The organism is Pseudoalteromonas sp. (genome assembly GCF_018402495.1).
In the GTDB taxonomy this organism is placed as follows: domain Bacteria; phylum Pseudomonadota; class Gammaproteobacteria; order Enterobacterales; family Alteromonadaceae; genus Pseudoalteromonas.
Window position 1 is genome coordinate 274,855 of the sequence record NZ_JAGYIU010000001.1, and the last position, 18,381, is coordinate 293,235.

An 18,381-nucleotide genomic window follows, 5' to 3' on the forward strand; every position below is an offset into this window, starting at 1 on the left:
TTAACAACTAAGTGGTCAAAAACAAAATAACAAAGAGTATTCTAGGGAGAATCAAATGTTAAATAATAAAGTTTCAAAAGCGGTTCGTTTAGCGATTGCTTTTGGTGCAGTTTCTACCGCTGCTTTTTCAGCAAGTTCATTTGCTGCAGAAGAAGGCGTAGATGAAGTTGAAAAAATTGAAGTGACAGGTTCACGTATCAAGCGTGTTGATATGGCTGGCGATTTACCAATTACAGTTATTGACCGTGCAGCAATTGAGTTAAGTGGCGAGTCTTCGGTTTCTGATTTATTGCGTAACACAACGTTTAACAGTCTGGGTTCGTTCCGTCCGCAATCTGGTAGTTCAGCGCAAGGCGCTTCATCTGTTAGTTTACGTGGTTTAGGTGCAGACCGTACTTTAGTACTCGTTGATGGACGTCGTTTACCAAAATCAACGCTTACAGGTTCTAGCCAAGATTTAAACTTTATTCCTATGGCAGCAGTTGAGCGTGTTGAAATATTATCTGACGGTGCATCTGCCCTTTATGGTTCAGATGCAATCGGTGGTGTAATTAACGTTATAACACGTAAAGATTACAATGGTGCTGAAATAAACATCGGTTCAGGTCGAATTGAGCATGAAGGCGGCGACCGTGAAAACGGATCAGTAGTGTTTGGTTCGTCTTCAGACAACGCATCAGTACTTGCAGGTGCTTCATGGAATGGCCGTGATATCGTATATCAACGTGACTTCCCATGGGTAGAGCCAGGCGGTTCTGTATATTCAAACAACTTTACTACCATGGCCCAAGATGAAGACGGTAATTACATTCCAGGTGCCAGTAACTTTGATTTCTTCTCGCCAAACGCAACTTGTGAAGGCATTGGTGATGAGAACTTTTACCGCATAGGTGACCGTTGTGGTTTTAACTTTGCTGCTGTAGCAGCAGATGAAGCGTCAATTAAAAACCGCTCGGCGTTTGTAAAAGCTCGTTATGACATTAATAGCGATTGGAGTGTATTTACAAATATTAACGTTGCTCAAACTAAGTCATTTGGCCGTTATGCACCGGGCTTGGATGAGTCTGCATATGGTCCTGATCAAATTGATGCAGATAGCCCAAATAACCCTACCAACCCTGACAGCCCTTTATATGATGAATCATTAGGCATGGAGCAACAGCCGTTAGATTTTTGGCACCGCTTTGCTGCTTTAGGCAACCGCGATAATAATCTTTCTACTGAACTCAAAGATATCACTTTTGGTACAAACGGTATGTTTGGTGATGTTGCCGTTGAATTTGGTGGCCGTAAAACGATTAACGAAAGCCATAACGTTGGTGAAGGTTACATTTTACGTAGCATAGCGCGTCAGTACATTAACGATGGTACATACATGCTAAATGACCCGTATGGTGCACCTGATGAAGTTAAAAATGCAATGCGTGTAACCACTTCACGTACTGGTAAATTTAACCAAGAAGAATTTTTTGCCAATGCATCGTTTGATGTTATGGAAACAGATGCAGGTGCAATCCAAGCATTTGTTGGTTTTGAATACAGAACTGAAGATTATGCCGACAAGTACGACTCGTTATCAGAAGCTGGTCAAGTAGGTGGCTCTTCAGGTAGTAGTGCTGGCGGTGACCGCTCTGTACGTAGTGCGTTTTTCGAAGCATTAGTACCAGTTACTGAGGGATTTGAACTTAACTTTGCAGGTCGTTTTGATGATTACTCTGACTACGGTAGTGACTTTTCTCCAAAAGTATCTGCACGTTACGAGTTTAACGATGACTTAGTACTTCGTGCATCATGGGGTAAGGGTTTCCGTGCTCCATCGTTACCTGATTTAACGCAGCAGCCTGCTGAATCTGCTGACTCAGTAACAGATGATAGAACTTGTGAGGCTATTGGCCAAGACGCTGGTTGTTCGTCTCAAATCAACGCAATTGTTATTTCTAACCCTGATTTACAGTCTGAGCAGTCTAAGCAAATTGCTTTAGGTCTTGTTTACCAGCTAACTGATAACATTGATTTTGAAATTGATTACTATGACACAGAAATCACTAACCGTATTCGTGCTTTTGGCGCGCAATACATCATAGATGCGACAGACCGTGGTGATTCACTACCGCCAGCATTTACTGTAAGCCGTGCGCCAAATGGTGCAATTACAGAGCTTGTGCGTGGTTTTGGTAACGATGGTAGTTTAGAAACATCGGGTATTGATTTTAAAGCGCGTTCAAGTTTCGATTTTGGTGATACAGGGCGTTTAACAACTAACTTCATGTTATCGCATATTATTGATTACAGTACCGATGGCGGACGTAACTTTGTGAGAGACCCAGAAGTTCCACAACGTCGTATGAATTTAAGTAATGTATATTCGGTTGCTGATTTTGACTTTACGTGGAACCTTAACCTAATTGGTCACCAGTATGAAGACGTAGAAATCACAAATGGTAACCGTGTCGGCGAAGGGCACATACCTACTTGGATAACGCATGACTTGCAAATTGCATACAACACTGAGTGGAATGGTAAGTTTAGCTTTGGTGCGCAAAATGCATTTGGTAAAGAGCCACCACTAGTTGCGTCAGGTGGTCGTCCGTACAACTTTGACCTATACTCTGGTTTTGGTCGCATTATGTACTTTAACTATAAACAATCTTTCTAAACAATTAGTTAGCTTGTATAAAAGAGCGACAATGCGTCGCTCTTTTTTTTTGCAATAGCAACTCGCTAATTTATCGAGTTATTTTAAGGCAAGAAGAGACTTACTATCGACACGATTTCCCCTCTCTCAAAATAGCTCACTTAATTAAGCAAATAGGGATTATTTAATTCGCTACAGTGTGTTGCCTGCCAGTAAAATTGCATTGCAATCAAATAACTAAATAAAGCTACATATCAGGTTTTAGATACGTTTTTACTACTATTAAAAAGTTTAAATAAGGTATTTGTTGAATATAAATAACGTGGGTGATGTTATAAATACCAATCTTCCTAGATAGGGGCTCTGATTTAACAATAAGAAAGTTGCTCTATAATGACGCAGAGCTTTTGATATATGTTTTTTGGTAGGCATAAAACTTAATACTTTGAGGTAGCTCAAGTATTTTTATTTAACGAGTTTAAAGCTGTAAGTAAATATTTGCTACTTTTGTTGTAAACATGGCAAGGAACTACTCTGGCTAATTTTTAATACTACATTCTTAACAGGTGGAACAAAAAATATGCATTGGGATCAGTACTGGGATGCAACAACTAGCTTATCTAGTTTTGCAGAATTAAATAATCAATTTGGTTACCCTGATGAAGTATTGCTTTTTTGGGAAAAGATAATCTTAAAACAAAATAAAACCACAATAAAAATACTCGATTTAGCAACAGGAAGAGGGGCTCTGGCAATTTGGCTTCAAGTTGTTTGCGATAAACACGGTATTGACGCTGAAATTTATGCTTGTGATTTTGCAAAAATCGATATAAGCAGCATTAAATCAGATGATAAACAGGTTTTAGCCGCCATTAGCAAAATAAACTTCGCGTTTTCAACTGGGCTGGAGTCACTTCACTATGATGATGATTTTTTTGATTTAGTAGTAAGTCAGTTTGGTTTTGAATATTCAAACTGGGCTGAGTCGTTGGCGCAAGTTCATCGCGTATTAAAGCCGCATGCAGCATTAGTTTTTATGATGCATCATCATCAATCTGCAATTGCTATTAACTCTGCTGCGGGTTTGTCAGTGTTTGAAAGCGTTATTAAGACGGGGGTATTTACTACCCTCCAAGACGCAATTACTGAAAAGCTAGCGGGTAATGAAGCACAATTTACACACCTTAATCAACAGGCCATTACTAAGCTTAATGCTTTAAAAATTGATCAAGATGATGAATTAGAGTGGTTTTTAGATTTAGTAAATCACATAGCGAGTATAATGAAAACGATTAATACTCACTCAGAAGATAAGCTGTTAAGGCTTAAAACTAATGTTGATCATCAAGTTATGCGCTTGTCAGAGCAAACAAGTGTTTCATATACCAAGAAGCAAATAAATGAGCGTATCGCGTGCAGTCATAGTCAAATTGAAGTCGTTGATTTAACACAATGTATTGTAGAAAATCACCCATTTGCATGGGTGTTAAGTGCTAAAATTTAATCTTTACAGGTGAATATGAAAGTGATCACTGTTATAGGGTGTTGGGTATTTTATACCGGCTAATACTAACTCACTATAGTACATATTTATTCTTTCAAGGTATATCAGGCGCTAGTTGTGCTAAAAAATTCGTTGTTTAGAACAAGTACATAACAAACTTTCTGCCTTGCTATAACACGATTTCCCTCTTTCAAAATAGCTTATTTTATTAAGCTATTTTGAACAATTTAACGAATTAAATCCCTCTATCATGTTGTTATTTTTTATCTGTAACAATTGCTTAGCTATAGATCAATGTTCTTATCGTTAAAATAGACTGAAGATCCAAGCGGATTACTATAAATTATAACGATAAAGAAATGCTTCAGTAATGAGGAGGAATTAGGATATAAATGTTTTACATAGATAATTTAAAAAACAATTGGGGGTTGTTTAATTTGTTAGCATGGTGGTGCTTTTAATAAAGTTGCTGTTAATGTGTATAGAGCGAGTTTTTTGCTGCAACGTGGTTGCCAATAACAGTATATAACCCCAAACAGCTTTAATATAGGTTTTTAAAGTTGCTTGGGGCTAAGTACACATGCTGTATTTATACAGCGCAGATTATAAAAAGACTATTGCAGACTTTCGTGTAAAAAAGTCTTCATTTTTGAATAAAAGTCGTGACGGTTTTTAGGTTTGTGGTAACCGTGACCTTCATCTCTTACCATTGATTCGTAAGGGTAGTTTATTTTATCAAGTGCATTAGTTAGCGCGTGATATTGCTCCATAGGTACACGTACATCGTCAGAACCATGTGCTATGAATAACCTTGCTTTTATTTTATCAACATTATATGCCGGAGAGCGGTTCTGTTTATCCGCTAAATCTTCTCCAAGTACCGTGTTTAAAAATTTTCTACCTGATTCGCTCTTTGGCGAATCGCCACTTTTAAGCATTTCGGGTAATGAATATACGCCAACATAACCAATGGCACATTTATAAAGGTCTGGCTCTCTAACAACTCCCATTAAGGCAGCGTATCCACCGTAGCTGCCGCCGTAAACACAAATTTTATCGCGGTCTATGATGTTTTGTTCAATTGCCCAAAGTGTTGCATCAGTTACATCGTCTTGCATTTCACGACCCCATTTTTTAAAGCCACTCTCAAGAAATGCTTTTCCGTAGCCACCAGAGCCTCTAAAGTTAACTTGTACTACGGCATAGCCTAAGCTTGCTAAGTACTGAGCCTCAGCGTTAAATCCCCAAAAATCTCTTACACCATGTGGGCCACCATGAAGCATAACAACAGCAGCTAACGGCTCTTTAGCGTTATTTGGTAATGTAAGGTAGCCATTTAGGCTTACTCCATCACGGGCTAAAATTTTAAAGGGTTCAACAGTGGCAAGTTGTTTTTTATCTATGTTTGCATTTCTAGAAGCGATAAAGGTTGCTTGTTTTGATTTTAAGTCATAGAGGTAAAATTCAGTAGGTGATTTATCTGCTGATACCTGAAAAACGGATAAACTATTTTTCTTAGAATGGCTGGTGTAAGTAAGACGATATGATTTAAACGTGTCACTTAGATTTTTAAAGACGGCGTTAGAAGACTTATCGTCGAAATAATAGAAATCAGGGTAGTGAGGATCATAGGTAACACCTATTACTTCACCATGCTGCCCGTAGATTGGATTATTGATATCAACATGTTCATTTGCGAGGATCTCTTTTAGCTCATCGGTTAATAAATTAAACGAATATATAGCTGAATTGTGCCTGTTTGAGTCACTGGATAAATAGGCTAAGTTGCCTTCTTTATTCATACCTATAATATTAAGTGAGTCTCCTTTTTTATACCCTAAAGCATCTAAATTAAGTTTATCCCAATTTGACTTAGCTGTTTTTTTATAAAAAATACTGAGTTCACCTTCTCCGAGCTTGTGGTGTTTTTCTTCTTTGTAACTAAATGCAATCCTTGGATTTCCTTCGATGTCTGCTACCATGCCAAATACATCATCTTTAGGTTGATCTGCTTGGTAGCTTTCTCTGCCATTATAAATATTTAGCTTATGTACTTTTGCTGCAAAGTCATCAGCGAAGTGTTGTTTTGTTACCAATATATGTTTTTTGTCATTTGGTAACAAACTAAGCAAGCGATAGATAGAACGTTGTGATGCCATTATCTCGCGGCGATTAGAGCCATCAACATTTGATGCAACATAATAAGGTTGGCCGCTTTTTGTATCTAAATATCCCACTGTTTTTTGCACTGTCATTATAAAACGTTCGTCATTAGCCCAATCTACATTGACTATTTTTTGATATTCACCAAAAGCATAACTACTCATTACTTTATTAGATTTTCTTTCAAGAATAACAAGCTTTACTTCAGAACCCTCTTCAATTGTTATTGAATAGTATTTACCAGAGGGAGAAATTTTTACTTGCTGGTATCCACCACTGTTAAAAAAATCTTCTATGCTATTTTTTGCATAAGTAAGAGGAGTAAAGAGTAATAATAAAATGATTAACCTGATTAACATTGGCTGCTTTCCTTAGGGTGTTGATTAACATGCCATTAAATTGTGTATTCTAATAATAACATGATTAACTAAATTGGAAACCAATGCAGAAGACGTTTGATAGTATTTAAACTTAAAATCGCATATTTTATTTTAAAAAATAAAGGGCTAAAAAATAAAGGAAATGAAAATAAAGGACAGGCATATAAATCTATGTAGTTTTTTATGAAGTATGGCGAGTTCGGTGGAGGGCGCTGATAGTTTTATTAAAGTGGGTACAATTATTTGCTAAAGGGTACTTTTATCTTTATCAATGCCCTTTACCTTTTAAAATCCCTCAGAGTATGCACTGAGGGAGTAAAATTAGGCCGTATTACTGTGTTAAAACCCTAAAGGGATCCCAAAGCTAAAGAAGCCTACGAGCATAACGAGCCAAACACCTAAGAAGGCGAGAGAGTAAGGTAGCATCATTGCAATCATTTCGCCAAAACCAAGATCAGGATTATATTTACGCATAAAGGCCAATATAATTCCGGCATAGCTCATCATGGGGGTAATTATATTCGTCGCAGAATCTGCCACACGAAAAGCCGCCGCGACTAAGTCTGGGGTCATAGCAGGGTTTACAATATACAGCATAGGGATAAAAATTGGCCCTAATAACATCCATTTAGAAGTTAAACCACCCACAAATAAATTAATTAGTGCAGTTATTAGCACAAAGCCAATGAGAAGTAATACCGGGTATTCCTGCAGCCCTAATAAAATAAGCGCATTTGCACCTAGGTATGTAATGTAAGCACCTAATCCACTATAACTTAATATACCTAAAAAGTTATAACAAAAGAAGGTTAAAACTAAGATGTAGCCCATGGTATCCATTTGTTTTACCATGGCTTTTACTATGTCTAACATGCTCTTAAATTTGCCACTGGCGACGCCAAATGCAATACCAACTGCCGCAAAAACAAAGGTAATGACTAAAATAATATTGTTTAAAAAGGGCGTAACGTGTTGGCCAGCTTCATTGGTAAAGCTGGCTAGTGGGCCTAATGCTAATCCAGTGATGGCTCCCAGCGCCAGGATTAAAGCAATACCTGAAGCCCTAAGACCTCGTTTTTCTTCTGGGGTTACGTCAAAGTCAGATAATTGTATATCGCTCGGAATAGTATAGGGTTTGTGTTCTAACCTAGGTGCTACAAATTTAGCTGTTACCCACGCACCAACGCCGGCTAGTACAAAGGTCGAAACAAAGATAAAGTAGTAGTGCATGGTAGCCGGTGTGAGTGCCTCGCCAGCAGCATTAACAAAGGGGATATTTTGCGCTTGCGCAAAGACTTGTGCATTAACACCGATAATAACATCTATAGGTGTTGCGGGGATCAGGTTGGCACTAAAGCCAGCAGATACGCCAGCAAAGGCTGCGGCCATGCCTATAAGCGGGTTTTTACCTAACCCTGCATACAACAGCCCCGCCAGTGGTATTAAAATTAAGTAGCCGGCATCGGTTGCAATAGAGCTCATTATGCCTATAAATACCAACAACAACGGTAGCCATTTAATTGGTAAGCCGCGGCTAACTTTTTTCAAAATGGCATTAAATAATCCTGAACTCTCAGCAATACCGACCCCAAGCATAACAATGAGGATCACGCCAAGCACCCCCCCGCCAAAGCCTAACCAGTTAGCTAATAGAGCATTATCAAATAGCCAAATTACATTTTCAGATGCCAACATATTTTTGATTTCGTGAACGACTGGCTCACCCGCAGCGCCGTATGTTTCAAAGCTCAACCCGCCCATTACGGTTGTAAGCGCAAGTGCACCAACTAAAAAATATATAAATATAATTACAGGATCGGGGATCCGTTTGCCCATACGCTCAATAAAGGCAATAAAGCCTACGTTTTGATCTATTTCTTTTTGTGTCATTTTTACCTCTTTATAATACTTACAAGCACTTGTGGCTTGTTGCTCAATGCAAATAGTAAACGTTTTTACTGCTTAAAAGGAAAGTTTTTAAGTGTAAATGCTCTAGAGTATTTAAAACGGTGATGTGATTTTATAAGGGGGGAACACAGGTTTTCTAGTTGTTTGCGTTTTACGGTAATACTTTGATATAAAAATTTAATCGACCGTATTAAAATAGCTAAATAACTCATTCATCATCTTTAATAAGTATTGATAGCATGACCTACACCCTAAGACCCTACCAGAGCGAGGCGGTTGAACGCACCGTTTTACACTTTAGAAAAACCAATGATCCTGCTGTCATTGTGCTGCCTACAGGTGCGGGTAAAAGTTTAGTGATTGCTGAACTTGCGCGTATTGCTAAACAAAAAATATTGGTGTTGGCGCACGTAAAAGAATTAGTTGAGCAAAATGCTCAAAAGTATAAAAGCTTTGGTCTTGAGGCGAGTATATTTTCCGCAGGATTAAAAGAAAAGTCGTTAACCCATCAGGTCACTTTTGCGAGTGTGCAGTCGTTATCGCGTAATTTAGACAAACTTAATGAGCACTATTCATTACTCATTATTGATGAGTGCCACAGAGTGAATGGCGAAAAGAAAAGCCAATATGGTAAGGTTATTAATGCACTTAAATCTCACAACCCTGAATTAAAAGTATTAGGCTTAACAGCAACGCCTTACCGCCTTGGGTTAGGCTGGATTTATCATCATCATTACCATGGGTTTGTAAGAGGCAATAAAGAGAGTCCATTCAAACACTGTATTTTTGAATTACCTTTGCGCTATATGATTAAGCATAACTACTTAACTCCCCCTAAAGAGGTTGATGCTGCGATTAGCCATTATGACTTTTCATCATTAAGTAGCAATGCATTTGGGCAATATACTAATGACGACATGAATGCTTTACTTAAAAAGTGTACCCGCGCAACTCAAACAATCCTGCAGCAGGTTATTCAATACAGTGAGAACCGCCACGGCGTGATGATTTTTGCAGCTACGGTTATGCATGCACAAGAGATAATGACTTATCTACCAGAGGATCACAGTGCGCTGATCACCGGAGATACGCCAAATAGCGAACGCGATAAAATAATTAAACAATTTAAAGCTAAAAAATTAAAGTATTTAGTGAATATATCGGTTCTTACTACCGGCTTTGATGCCCCCCATGTTGATTTTATTGCTATTTTACGCCCCACAGAGTCGGTAAGTTTATACCAGCAAATTGTCGGTCGAGGCTTGAGGTTGGCAGAAGGTAAAAACGATTGTTTAGTGATTGACTATGCGGGTAATGGCTTTGACTTATTCTACCCAGAAGTGGGAGATAAAAAAGGCGATAGCGATAATGAACCCGTGCAAGTGCTGTGTCCTGGGTGTGGCTTTGCCAATATATTTTGGGGAAAAACAGATGCTGATGGCAAAGTAATCGAGCACTTCGGCAGGCGTTGTAAAGGTTTGCTAGAAGATGATAACGGTTTAAGCGATCAATGCGATTACCGCTTTCGTTTTAAAGAGTGTGAGCAGTGCGGCGCACAAAATGATATTGCTGCTCGAAAATGCCATGATTGTGACGCTGTGATGGCCGACCCTGATGATAAGCTGCGCAATGCGTTAAACCTTAAAGATGCATTAGTCCTACGTTGTAGCGGCTTGAGTGTGGTAAAACTTAAAGAGCAATTGTTAAAAATTACTTATTTTGATGAAGACGGAGCAAGTTGTGATGAAATTTTTGATTTAACACACAAAGGGGCTCGGTATTATTTTAATCAGCAGTTTGGTAAGCGTGTAGGTCAGGGCCAATCCCCCATTGAATTTGTCAGTGCAGAGCAAGTTATAAAAGCGCAACTTAATTTAACGCCACCGGATTTTGTGATTGCGCGAAAAAGTAAAAAATATGGCTGGAAGGTGGCCGACAAACTTTTTGATTATAAAGGCAGCTTTAGAAAAGCAAACCAGCTAAGCCGATAGACTTAACTGGTGTTGAGGTTATTGCTTATTCTGCGTCTAATCCCCAGCCGTCGCCGTAGCCATTAAAACTATTAGCAATACTTTCAATGTATTGTTCTGCTTGGCCTAGTAATGCGTGTTCTGGCACCATTTGTACATGGGCAATTACTTCCCAAACACCGGTGTCTTTACATTTTTCCATGTCAGTAGTTTGTACTAACGCATCGTTTACAATCTCAGTTGCAAATTTTTCGGCATCAACCTGTTGTTCAAATAAAATGTAAAAATCAATTTGTTGCATTTTACTTAAATCTACACCAGCGGCGGAAATTTCAGCAAGTAGCTGGCCATTGTCATCATCAGGGAATTGCATTAAAAAACTCATTAATTTTATTTTGTACTCGTTATAGCTATTGTAACCAAAATAAACCGTTAACGCGTACTAAATTTTGACTGCATCTTTGAGTGTTAATTGCGATTAAGTTAATGTTAGGCTCATTGTGGCTATGGTAGTATATCTCTGTTTAGCGGTTTATTTTATGGATACCACAGTAAGGATATTTACTTGTTCAATCAGCTTTTAAAGTTTTTTTGTTTTTTTTGCTTATTAGTAAGCCTGTCTTCTATTGCCTCTGAAAATATAATTGAAGATTATGAAATTAAAGGGATCAGTGGCGACTTAGAAAATAACGTTGCACTTTATTTAAAACAACTTGTTGGTGAAAAACCAACCCGTACACTTCGTCGGTATGCAAAAACGCAAGTTGAGAACAGTATCAAAGCCTTAGGTTATTACAGTCCAGTAGTAAATATTGATTTTGATAAAGACGAGCGTGAACTCATTGTAAACATTGAGCGAGGCCCAGCCACACGTATTGCATCATTCACTATAACCGTTAACGATGAGGCAAAGCAGGATCCATTTATTCTAAAAGCCATTGAAGGCCTTAATTTAAAACAAGGCGATATTCTCAATCATGGGGTTTATAACAGCGCACATAAAAAAATTGAATCCGTGTTGTTAGAGCATGGTTATTTTGATGCAAAATGGCCTGTTAGACAATTTGAGGTATCGTTAAAAAAGCACAGCGCAGCAATTACGTTTGTTATAAATAGCGGGGTGCGCTACCAATTTGGCGATATTTTAATCGCAAGTGATACGCCTGCACAAAAATACATCCGCTCTTTGGCACCATTTAAAATGGGTCAGCCTTATATCGCTTCGCGTATTTCTGAATATAATCTTGATTTATCAAGTACCCCTTATTTTACCAGTGTGCGTGTATATGCTGACATTACAGCAAGAGCAAAGGGTCAAGTACCCATAAACGTAGACGTGTTGCATAAGCCAGACAATAGTTACGAAATTGGTGGGGGATTTAGCACAGATTTAGGGCCAAAAGTACGCTTTAAATGGAGTAAACCGTGGATCACCGATAATGGGCACTATCTTGAGAGTAATGTAAATGTTTCTCAGAAGCAGCAAGATATTTCTATGGCTTATACTGTGCCAGTGAACGATCCGAACGATGATTTATGGCGTTTTTCAGTGGGTTATAAATTAGAAGATGAATTGAGTAATAATACATATAGCGAAATTCTAACGGGTCAGTTTCAGCGGCAATGGTTAACTGAGCACAAATGGGTGCGAACCGCTTTTTTGAAACGTGAGCAAGAGACCTACCGCATAGGTGACGCTGAAGAAAAAACAACCGAAATGTTAATGCCTGGGATCAGTTATGCCCGTAAACATGCCAAAGGGGGCACCACACCTTATTGGGGAGAACAATGGTCAATTTCAGCTGAATTTGGGCTTGAGAGTGCTCTATCAAGTACAAATTTGGTCAGATTACAGCTGCAACATGCTTGGTTACGCACTTATCTTGACCGCCATCTGCTGTTTTTAAAAGCAAATGTAGGGGCAATGATTGTTGATGATATTAATAATGTGCCTTTTTCTTTGCGATTTTATGCCGGTGGCGATCAGAGTGTGAGAGGGTTTGCTTATCAGTCTATTTCTCCGCAAAACGAGCAAGGAGAACGCATAGGTGGTAAATATTTATTAGCGAGCACCGTTGAATACAATTACCAGTTTGCAAAAAATTGGCGAGCTGCACTATTTGTTGATGGCGGTACAGCTACTAATGATTTTTCAGAGCAATTTGAAGTGGGCGCGGGGTTTGGTTTTCGTTATTTAACACCGGTTGGGCCAATAAGAGTTGATCACGCGTGGGGGCTCACAAAAGAAAGTAAAAGTACCCGTTTAAGTATTACCATAGGGCCTGAAATTTAATGACTGTATTTAAAAAAGTGACGGCGATAATTAGCGCTGTTTTAGTTTCGCTTTTAGTTACCCTTTTTTGCATTTTGTTTACCGCTCCAGGGAATCAATTGCTTGCTTACACAGCGAATAAATGGGTTGATGGCTTAACAATTGAAATAAAAAATGGCCGATTTTTATACAATGACGCGTTTAACTTACAGTTCGACCAAAATGGCGTAAGCGTTAATGCACAGCAACTAAAGATAGATTTATTTTGGTGGCAATGTGATGGTATCTGTATTGATAATTTAAGTGCTAAGTCGATTAAATTAACCTTGCCACCAAGCACTGAAAATAAAAGCGATACACCAACCGCAGCATTAGAAAAAATAACCTTACCCTTTAATATTGCATTAAAAAACCTCACTATTGATGAATTTATTTTAGATCATTCAAGTGCAAATGTAGCACTAAATACCCTGCAATTGTCGGCAAAGGCAGAAGGGTCTGATATTACAATTAAACGTTTAACCATTCCTCGCATTAATGTGGTATTAAAAGAGCAAACCGCAGCTCAAAAAGCAGCGGCTAATCAACAAACAACAATGGCTATTAATGAATTGCCAGCGTTACCCAATATCGATTTTATCTCACCACTTAACATCAATGTTGAGCAGTTCAATATCACCAACGTAACAATAAATCAGGGCGAGCAACACTATTCAATTGATGATATTGCCCTGCAAATGAGCGTAGAAGATGCCACTGTTAAGGTACAGTCACTATCGGCAGGTTATCAGCAGTGGCAGTTAAAAACTCAGCTTGATGCAACACTTGAAGGGGCTATGCCTATTAACGGCAACATTAGCTTAAAAGGGAATGAACATGGAGCTGCGCTTAATATAAATGGTGATCTAGCCAAGCTTAACATTGCGCTTGATACCACAGGGTTGTTTCCTTTAAATTTAAAAGCAACAGCCAACCTCAAACAGAAAAACTATCCCTTTAGTGTTAATGGCAAAATTAATCAATGGCTTATTAATACACAAAATAAAGAGCTAAAGGTTAAAAACGTCAATTTAAACGCCCAAGGTAATGCAAACGACTATCAACTAAGTTTAATGGGTAATACTCAGTTAGATGCTTACCCAAGTGTAGATTTAAATGCTCAGCTAAAGGGCACACTAACAAAAGCCACACTTGAAACGCTTGCTTTAAAAGCCAACGATAGCGCTGCGAATATTCAGGCACAGCTTGATTGGCAACAGGGAATCAAAGCAGACTTTAGCGGCGTATTATCAAATTTGAAAGCGCAATACTTAACCGATGCACTAACTAGTGATGTTTCAGGGACGTTTAAAGGCGTATTTAACGCCCAAGCCGATACCTGGCAGCTACAAATGAACAAGACTAAGTTAGCCGGCTTATTAAACAACGTCCCCTTAGCGTTTGCTGCAAACTTTAAGTTAGATAATCAATTAAAAGCGGATATCGATAGTTTTTATTTAAGCAGTGGTGCTAACAAGTTAACTTTGAATGGGCAGGTAGATGATACATGGCAAGTTGACGGTGATATTACGCTTAATAGTGATGAGCAGGCTAATCTGCCTTTTATTGCTAACGGTAAAGCGGACTTAAAAGTACGCGGCAACAGATTAACTCCTTCGGTTGACTTAGTTGTTATGCTAGAGCGCTTTATTTTTAATGAGATAAACATTAATAAACTCGCTATAAAATCTCAACTAGATACGGCCGCTGATTGGCAAACTGATCTCAGTGTTAATGTTGCATCTGCACTGGTCGCTGGGCAGCAAATTAATAATATAAACATAGCGGCCACTGGTGATAAAACAGATCATCAACTGAGTGCGTCGATTGATGCCGAAAAAGGCGCGGTAGAACTTGAGCTTACTGGCAAAATGAAAAATGCCATTTGGAATGGTGAGCTAAGTGACATAACCCTTAGTGATAAAAAGCTGAGTTTTAATAATACTAAAAAAATATCCGTTATGGTGAATACACAAAACGGGGATTTTGATGTAAGCGCTCATTGTTGGCAGTCAGCTCAAAGCAAGCTGTGTATAGATACCTTGTCACAAGTAAAAGCACTCGGGAAGTTTAATGCACAGCTTACTAACCTCTCGCTTGCAGAGCTTAACCATTTATTACCTGATAATATTCGCACACGTGGAGAGTTAACCGGTGATTTTGCTGCTAATTGGCAGTCGGGTGCACTTAAAACGCTCAGAGCGAATGTCAATTCTAATGGGCTCAATGCGATACTCACCTCTGAAGAAGCGCGACTTAAACTTCCTATAGAAACACTCAGTATAAGTGCTTTTTCAGATGCGCAGGTTGGTATGATTGAAGCTAACTTAGCATCCAGTGTGCTAGGCAAAATAGCAACCGAAATAAATATTGACGACATTCAAAATACGCAAACGCTCTCTGGTAATGTCACTATAGATAAAATTTTACTCTCAGATATTCAGCCTTTTTTAGACACGCTTGAGCAACTAAAAGGCACAATTAGCGGCCAGATTGCATTAGCTGGAACGCTTGAAGACCCTCAGTTAGACGGAGATCTCAATATTGCAGACATTAATTTAGAGGGCGAGCGATTACCTATTGCACTTAAAAATTCTAATCTTAATGTATTGTTTAATAAAACAACGGCAACAATTAAGGGGGATTTAAACGATCCTCAAGGTGGGCAAATAAAACTTGTCGGCGATATTGATTGGCAAGGCGAGCAACCGTTAATTAATGTTGATGTTGTTGGTAATGACTTTTTTGTTAAAGCACAGCAAGACGTTGTATTTAAAATATCGCCCGAACTCAAAATTGGTTTGTCAGGTAACGTACTTAATGTTGAAGGAGAGGTTGTTGTACCTTATGGGCGTATTGAAGTTGAAGAGTTACCTGAGGGGGCGGTGCAAGTTAGTGATGACGAAATTATTGTTGATCAAAAAACGCAAGCATCCAAAAAAGTCCCTTTTGATTACGACATAAATTTAAAAGTAATAGCAAAAAATGATGTAAAAGTGGAATCGTTTGGGCTTAAGTCTAAAGTAGTTGGTGACTTAGCACTTAAAATGAACTCAGGTACGCCGATAATTGCCACCGGAGAGCTTAATTTAATTGAAGGAACCTATTTAGCCTTCGGGCAAGACTTAATTATTAGAACAGGGCAAATTGGTTTTAGTGGTGCTATAGATAAACCATATTTAAATATTAAAGCTATTCGTAACCCAGAGAATACGGCCGACGGGGTTATTGCAGGGGTTACTTTAACAGGTAATGTTGATCAACCTAAATTAAAAATATTCTCTGAGCCGGCGATGGATCAAGCCCAAGCATTGGCGTATTTATTAAACGGTCAACCACTCGGTGAAGGAGATAGTTCTACCGATGCGATGTTAACGCAACTTTTACTTTCGCAAGGCGTAAGCCGTAGCGAAGGGATTGTGTCTAAGTTAGGTGAAACCTTTGGGTTGTCTGATGTTAGCTTGAGCTCTAAAGGCAGTGGTGATCAAACAAAAGTAGAAATATCAGGTTATTTAGCGCCAAGTTTACAAGTAAAATACAGCGTGGGTGTGTTTAATTCTTTGAGTGAAGTGGCAGTGCGTTATCAGTTACTCTCAAAGTTATACATAGAAATAACCAGTGGTTTGTATCAAAACGTAGATGTACTGTACAAGTTTAATTGGGATTAATTATATCTATTAAAAAAGGAATGGTATGAAAAAGTGCGTGGTTACACTATTAGCGGCAACTTTATTAGGTGGCTGCGCCCAGCAAAGTGCCCAATCACCAGCCGAACTGACAACAGGTTTAACAAGCAGTGAGATTATTGCCGCGGCAAAAGATGAGCAATGGCGGTGGGTAAATCCAGAGAATATTTTAAAGTTAACCCTGCCCACAGGCGCTGCATATATTGAGCTTAACCCACAGCTTGCGCCTGAGCATAGTAAGAATATTAAAAAACTGGCAAGACAAGGCTTTTATCAAGGTACCCACATTTACCGTTTTGTTGAAGGGTTTGTAGCTCAAGGTGGCGATAGTACGGGTAAAAAGTTAGCCAAAACTAAAGATAACACGGTGCCAGCGGAATTTTATTTAACCACCACTGAGCCACTTTCAATAACCGAGATGGGCAGTGATGGTTATGCACCGGTAACGGGATTCTTAAATGGCTTTGCTGTTGCACAAAACCAAGCGCACACACAAACGTGGCAAATTCATTGCCACGGCATATTTGCAATGGCGCGCAATAACGGTATAAACAGTGCTAGCAGTGAGTTTTTTGTCACTATAGGTCAAGGGCCGCGTTATTTAGACAAAAACATTACCGTGTTTGGGCGGGTGCTAACAGGCATGGCACATTTTCATCAGCTAGCGCGAACGCCAACTGAGAACACCGAATTTAACCCCATTACGGATCTACAAGTATTAGCTGATGTAACAGACGATAGTAGTCGATTTAAAGTAATGAAAACAGACTCTGATGCATTCAAACAATTGATTGCTGCTCGGGGGAACCGCAGTGAAGAATGGTTTGTGCATAGCCCCAATTATATTGATGTGTGTGGCATGGCGGTGCCAACTAAGCAACTTAATGACTAAAAAAGGAGCCTCAGGCTCCTTTTTTGTTAAGGTAACGCGACACTTATTGACGGTTTATTTTTACCGAAAATGGGGTTTCGTTATAATGAGTTGAGCGATATGGGTTTATATCTAGCCCGCCACGGCGCGTATAACGCGCATACACTTCAAGCTCTTTCATATTAAGCTGCGTGGTTAAGTCACTATAAATACGCTCCACACACTGCTCATGAAACTCATTATGGGTACGAAACGAAATTAAATAGCGTAATAATGACTCACGACACACCTGCTCACCTGTGTAGCGAATAATAATACTCGCCCAATCCGGTTGCGACGTGATTAAACAATTAGATTTAAGCAGGTGGCTATGCAGAGTTTCGGTGACGAGCTTTTCACTTTGCGATTTTAGCGAGTGCGCATCAAGGTGATAGTTATCAATTTCAATATCTAAATCATCAATACACTCACCTGGAAGCGGTGTGCAAGGAATACAATCGTAGTCATCAGCGTTGTATAAGGTTACCTTTACAGGGCTGTTTACCGCATTGGATAAGTCGTCAATTAAATGTTGTTTAACAATGTCAATACTCCCAAAACGGCTTTGATTAAAGCTGTTTAAATAAAGCTTAAACGACTTTGATTCAATAATATGACTACTTTGACAGTCGAAAGTGAACAACGCCACCGCAACTTGAGGCTTACCTTTAGTATTTAACCAAGACAGTTCGTAACCTGTCCATATATCTTGGCCTTTAAACGGCAGCGCAGTTTCATCAATACTTAATGCATCGCGATTAAGCTTGCGAGCAATAGGAAAAAGCAAGCTGGGCATGTATTGATCGACATACTCAGTAGATTGACCAAGTACGCTGCCTTTAAGATCGGGAGAATTGCTGTAATCTGTCATGTTTGCTCTTAAATAGTTACAATGGGGACATTATATATAAATT

The 18,381-nt window shown here is 38.9% G+C and carries 10 protein-coding genes; 6 read left to right on the forward strand and 4 right to left on the reverse strand.

What is annotated here, in order from left to right; translation table 11 throughout:
* Positions 1–55 precede the first annotated feature (55 nt).
* On the forward strand, positions 56–2,656 hold the full coding sequence (locus KG708_RS01235; protein WP_213607757.1) for a TonB-dependent receptor: 2,601 nt from the start codon (positions 56–58) through the stop codon (positions 2,654–2,656).
* 559 nt (positions 2,657–3,215) lie between these two features.
* Complete coding sequence (locus KG708_RS01240; protein ID WP_213607758.1) at positions 3,216–4,139, forward strand: class I SAM-dependent methyltransferase; 924 nt, start codon at positions 3,216–3,218, stop codon at positions 4,137–4,139.
* Between the two features lie 614 nt (positions 4,140–4,753).
* Here KG708_RS01240 and KG708_RS01245 read toward each other — a convergent pair.
* Together KG708_RS01245 and KG708_RS01250 are read right to left on the reverse strand one after the other, a co-directional pair.
* Positions 4,754–6,661, reverse strand: a complete 1,908-nt coding sequence (locus tag KG708_RS01245) for an alpha/beta fold hydrolase (RefSeq protein ID WP_213607759.1) — start codon at positions 6,659–6,661, stop codon at positions 4,754–4,756.
* 360 nt (positions 6,662–7,021) lie between these two features.
* Complete coding sequence (locus KG708_RS01250) at positions 7,022–8,572, reverse strand: AbgT family transporter (protein WP_213607760.1); 1,551 nt, start codon at positions 8,570–8,572, stop codon at positions 7,022–7,024.
* Positions 8,573–8,829: 257 nt separating this feature from the next.
* On the opposite strand from KG708_RS01250, the gene KG708_RS01255 reads away from it, so the two are divergent.
* Positions 8,830–10,581: a DEAD/DEAH box helicase gene (locus tag KG708_RS01255; RefSeq protein WP_213607761.1), complete on the forward strand. Its 1,752-nt coding sequence runs from the start codon at positions 8,830–8,832 to the stop codon at positions 10,579–10,581.
* A gap of 25 nt (positions 10,582–10,606) precedes the next feature.
* On the opposite strand, the gene KG708_RS01260 is transcribed toward KG708_RS01255, so the two are convergent.
* Positions 10,607–10,933 carry a ribonuclease E inhibitor RraB gene (locus KG708_RS01260; RefSeq protein ID WP_213608460.1) on the reverse strand — a complete coding sequence of 109 codons (327 nt, stop codon included), beginning with the start codon at positions 10,931–10,933 and terminating at the stop codon, positions 10,607–10,609.
* 192 nt (positions 10,934–11,125) lie between these two features.
* Here KG708_RS01260 and KG708_RS01265 point away from each other — a divergent pair, with 192 nt between their 5' ends.
* From KG708_RS01265 to KG708_RS01275, 3 genes are read left to right on the forward strand one after another with little or no spacing between them, the layout of a single operon-like run.
* Entirely contained in the window at positions 11,126–12,853 is a 1,728-nt protein-coding gene (locus KG708_RS01265) for an autotransporter assembly complex family protein (RefSeq protein WP_213607762.1), read from the forward strand.
* On the forward strand, positions 12,853–16,539 hold the full coding sequence (locus tag KG708_RS01270; RefSeq protein WP_213607763.1) for a translocation/assembly module TamB domain-containing protein: 3,687 nt from the start codon (positions 12,853–12,855) through the stop codon (positions 16,537–16,539). Before KG708_RS01265 ends, KG708_RS01270 begins: the two co-directional genes overlap by 1 nt.
* A 25-nt stretch (positions 16,540–16,564) precedes the next feature.
* On the forward strand, positions 16,565–17,449 hold the full coding sequence (locus KG708_RS01275) for a peptidylprolyl isomerase (RefSeq protein WP_213607764.1): 885 nt from the start codon (positions 16,565–16,567) through the stop codon (positions 17,447–17,449).
* Between the two features lie 43 nt (positions 17,450–17,492).
* Here KG708_RS01275 and queF read toward each other — a convergent pair whose 3' ends face one another.
* Positions 17,493–18,338, reverse strand: a complete 846-nt coding sequence (queF, locus tag KG708_RS01280; RefSeq protein ID WP_213607765.1) for an NADPH-dependent 7-cyano-7-deazaguanine reductase QueF — start codon at positions 18,336–18,338, stop codon at positions 17,493–17,495.
* Positions 18,339–18,381: the final 43 nt, after the last annotated feature.

Excerpts from the sequence above, each read along its gene's own strand:
- KG708_RS01235 (WP_213607757.1), top strand. The coding sequence starts at position 56 with ATGTTAAATAATAAAGTTTCAAAAGCGGTTCGTTTAGCGATTGCTTTT.
- KG708_RS01240 (WP_213607758.1), top strand. The coding sequence starts at position 3,216 with ATGCATTGGGATCAGTACTGGGATGCAACAACTAGCTTATCTAGTTTT.
- KG708_RS01245 (WP_213607759.1), bottom strand. The coding sequence starts at position 6,661 with ATGTTAATCAGGTTAATCATTTTATTATTACTCTTTACTCCTCTTACT.
- KG708_RS01250 (WP_213607760.1), bottom strand. The coding sequence starts at position 8,572 with ATGACACAAAAAGAAATAGATCAAAACGTAGGCTTTATTGCCTTTATT.
- KG708_RS01255 (WP_213607761.1), top strand. The coding sequence starts at position 8,830 with ATGACCTACACCCTAAGACCCTACCAGAGCGAGGCGGTTGAACGCACC.
- KG708_RS01260 (WP_213608460.1), bottom strand. The coding sequence starts at position 10,933 with ATGCAATTCCCTGATGATGACAATGGCCAGCTACTTGCTGAAATTTCC.
- KG708_RS01270 (WP_213607763.1), top strand. The coding sequence starts at position 12,853 with ATGACTGTATTTAAAAAAGTGACGGCGATAATTAGCGCTGTTTTAGTT.
- KG708_RS01275 (WP_213607764.1), top strand. The coding sequence starts at position 16,565 with ATGAAAAAGTGCGTGGTTACACTATTAGCGGCAACTTTATTAGGTGGC.
- queF (WP_213607765.1), bottom strand. The coding sequence starts at position 18,338 with ATGACAGATTACAGCAATTCTCCCGATCTTAAAGGCAGCGTACTTGGT.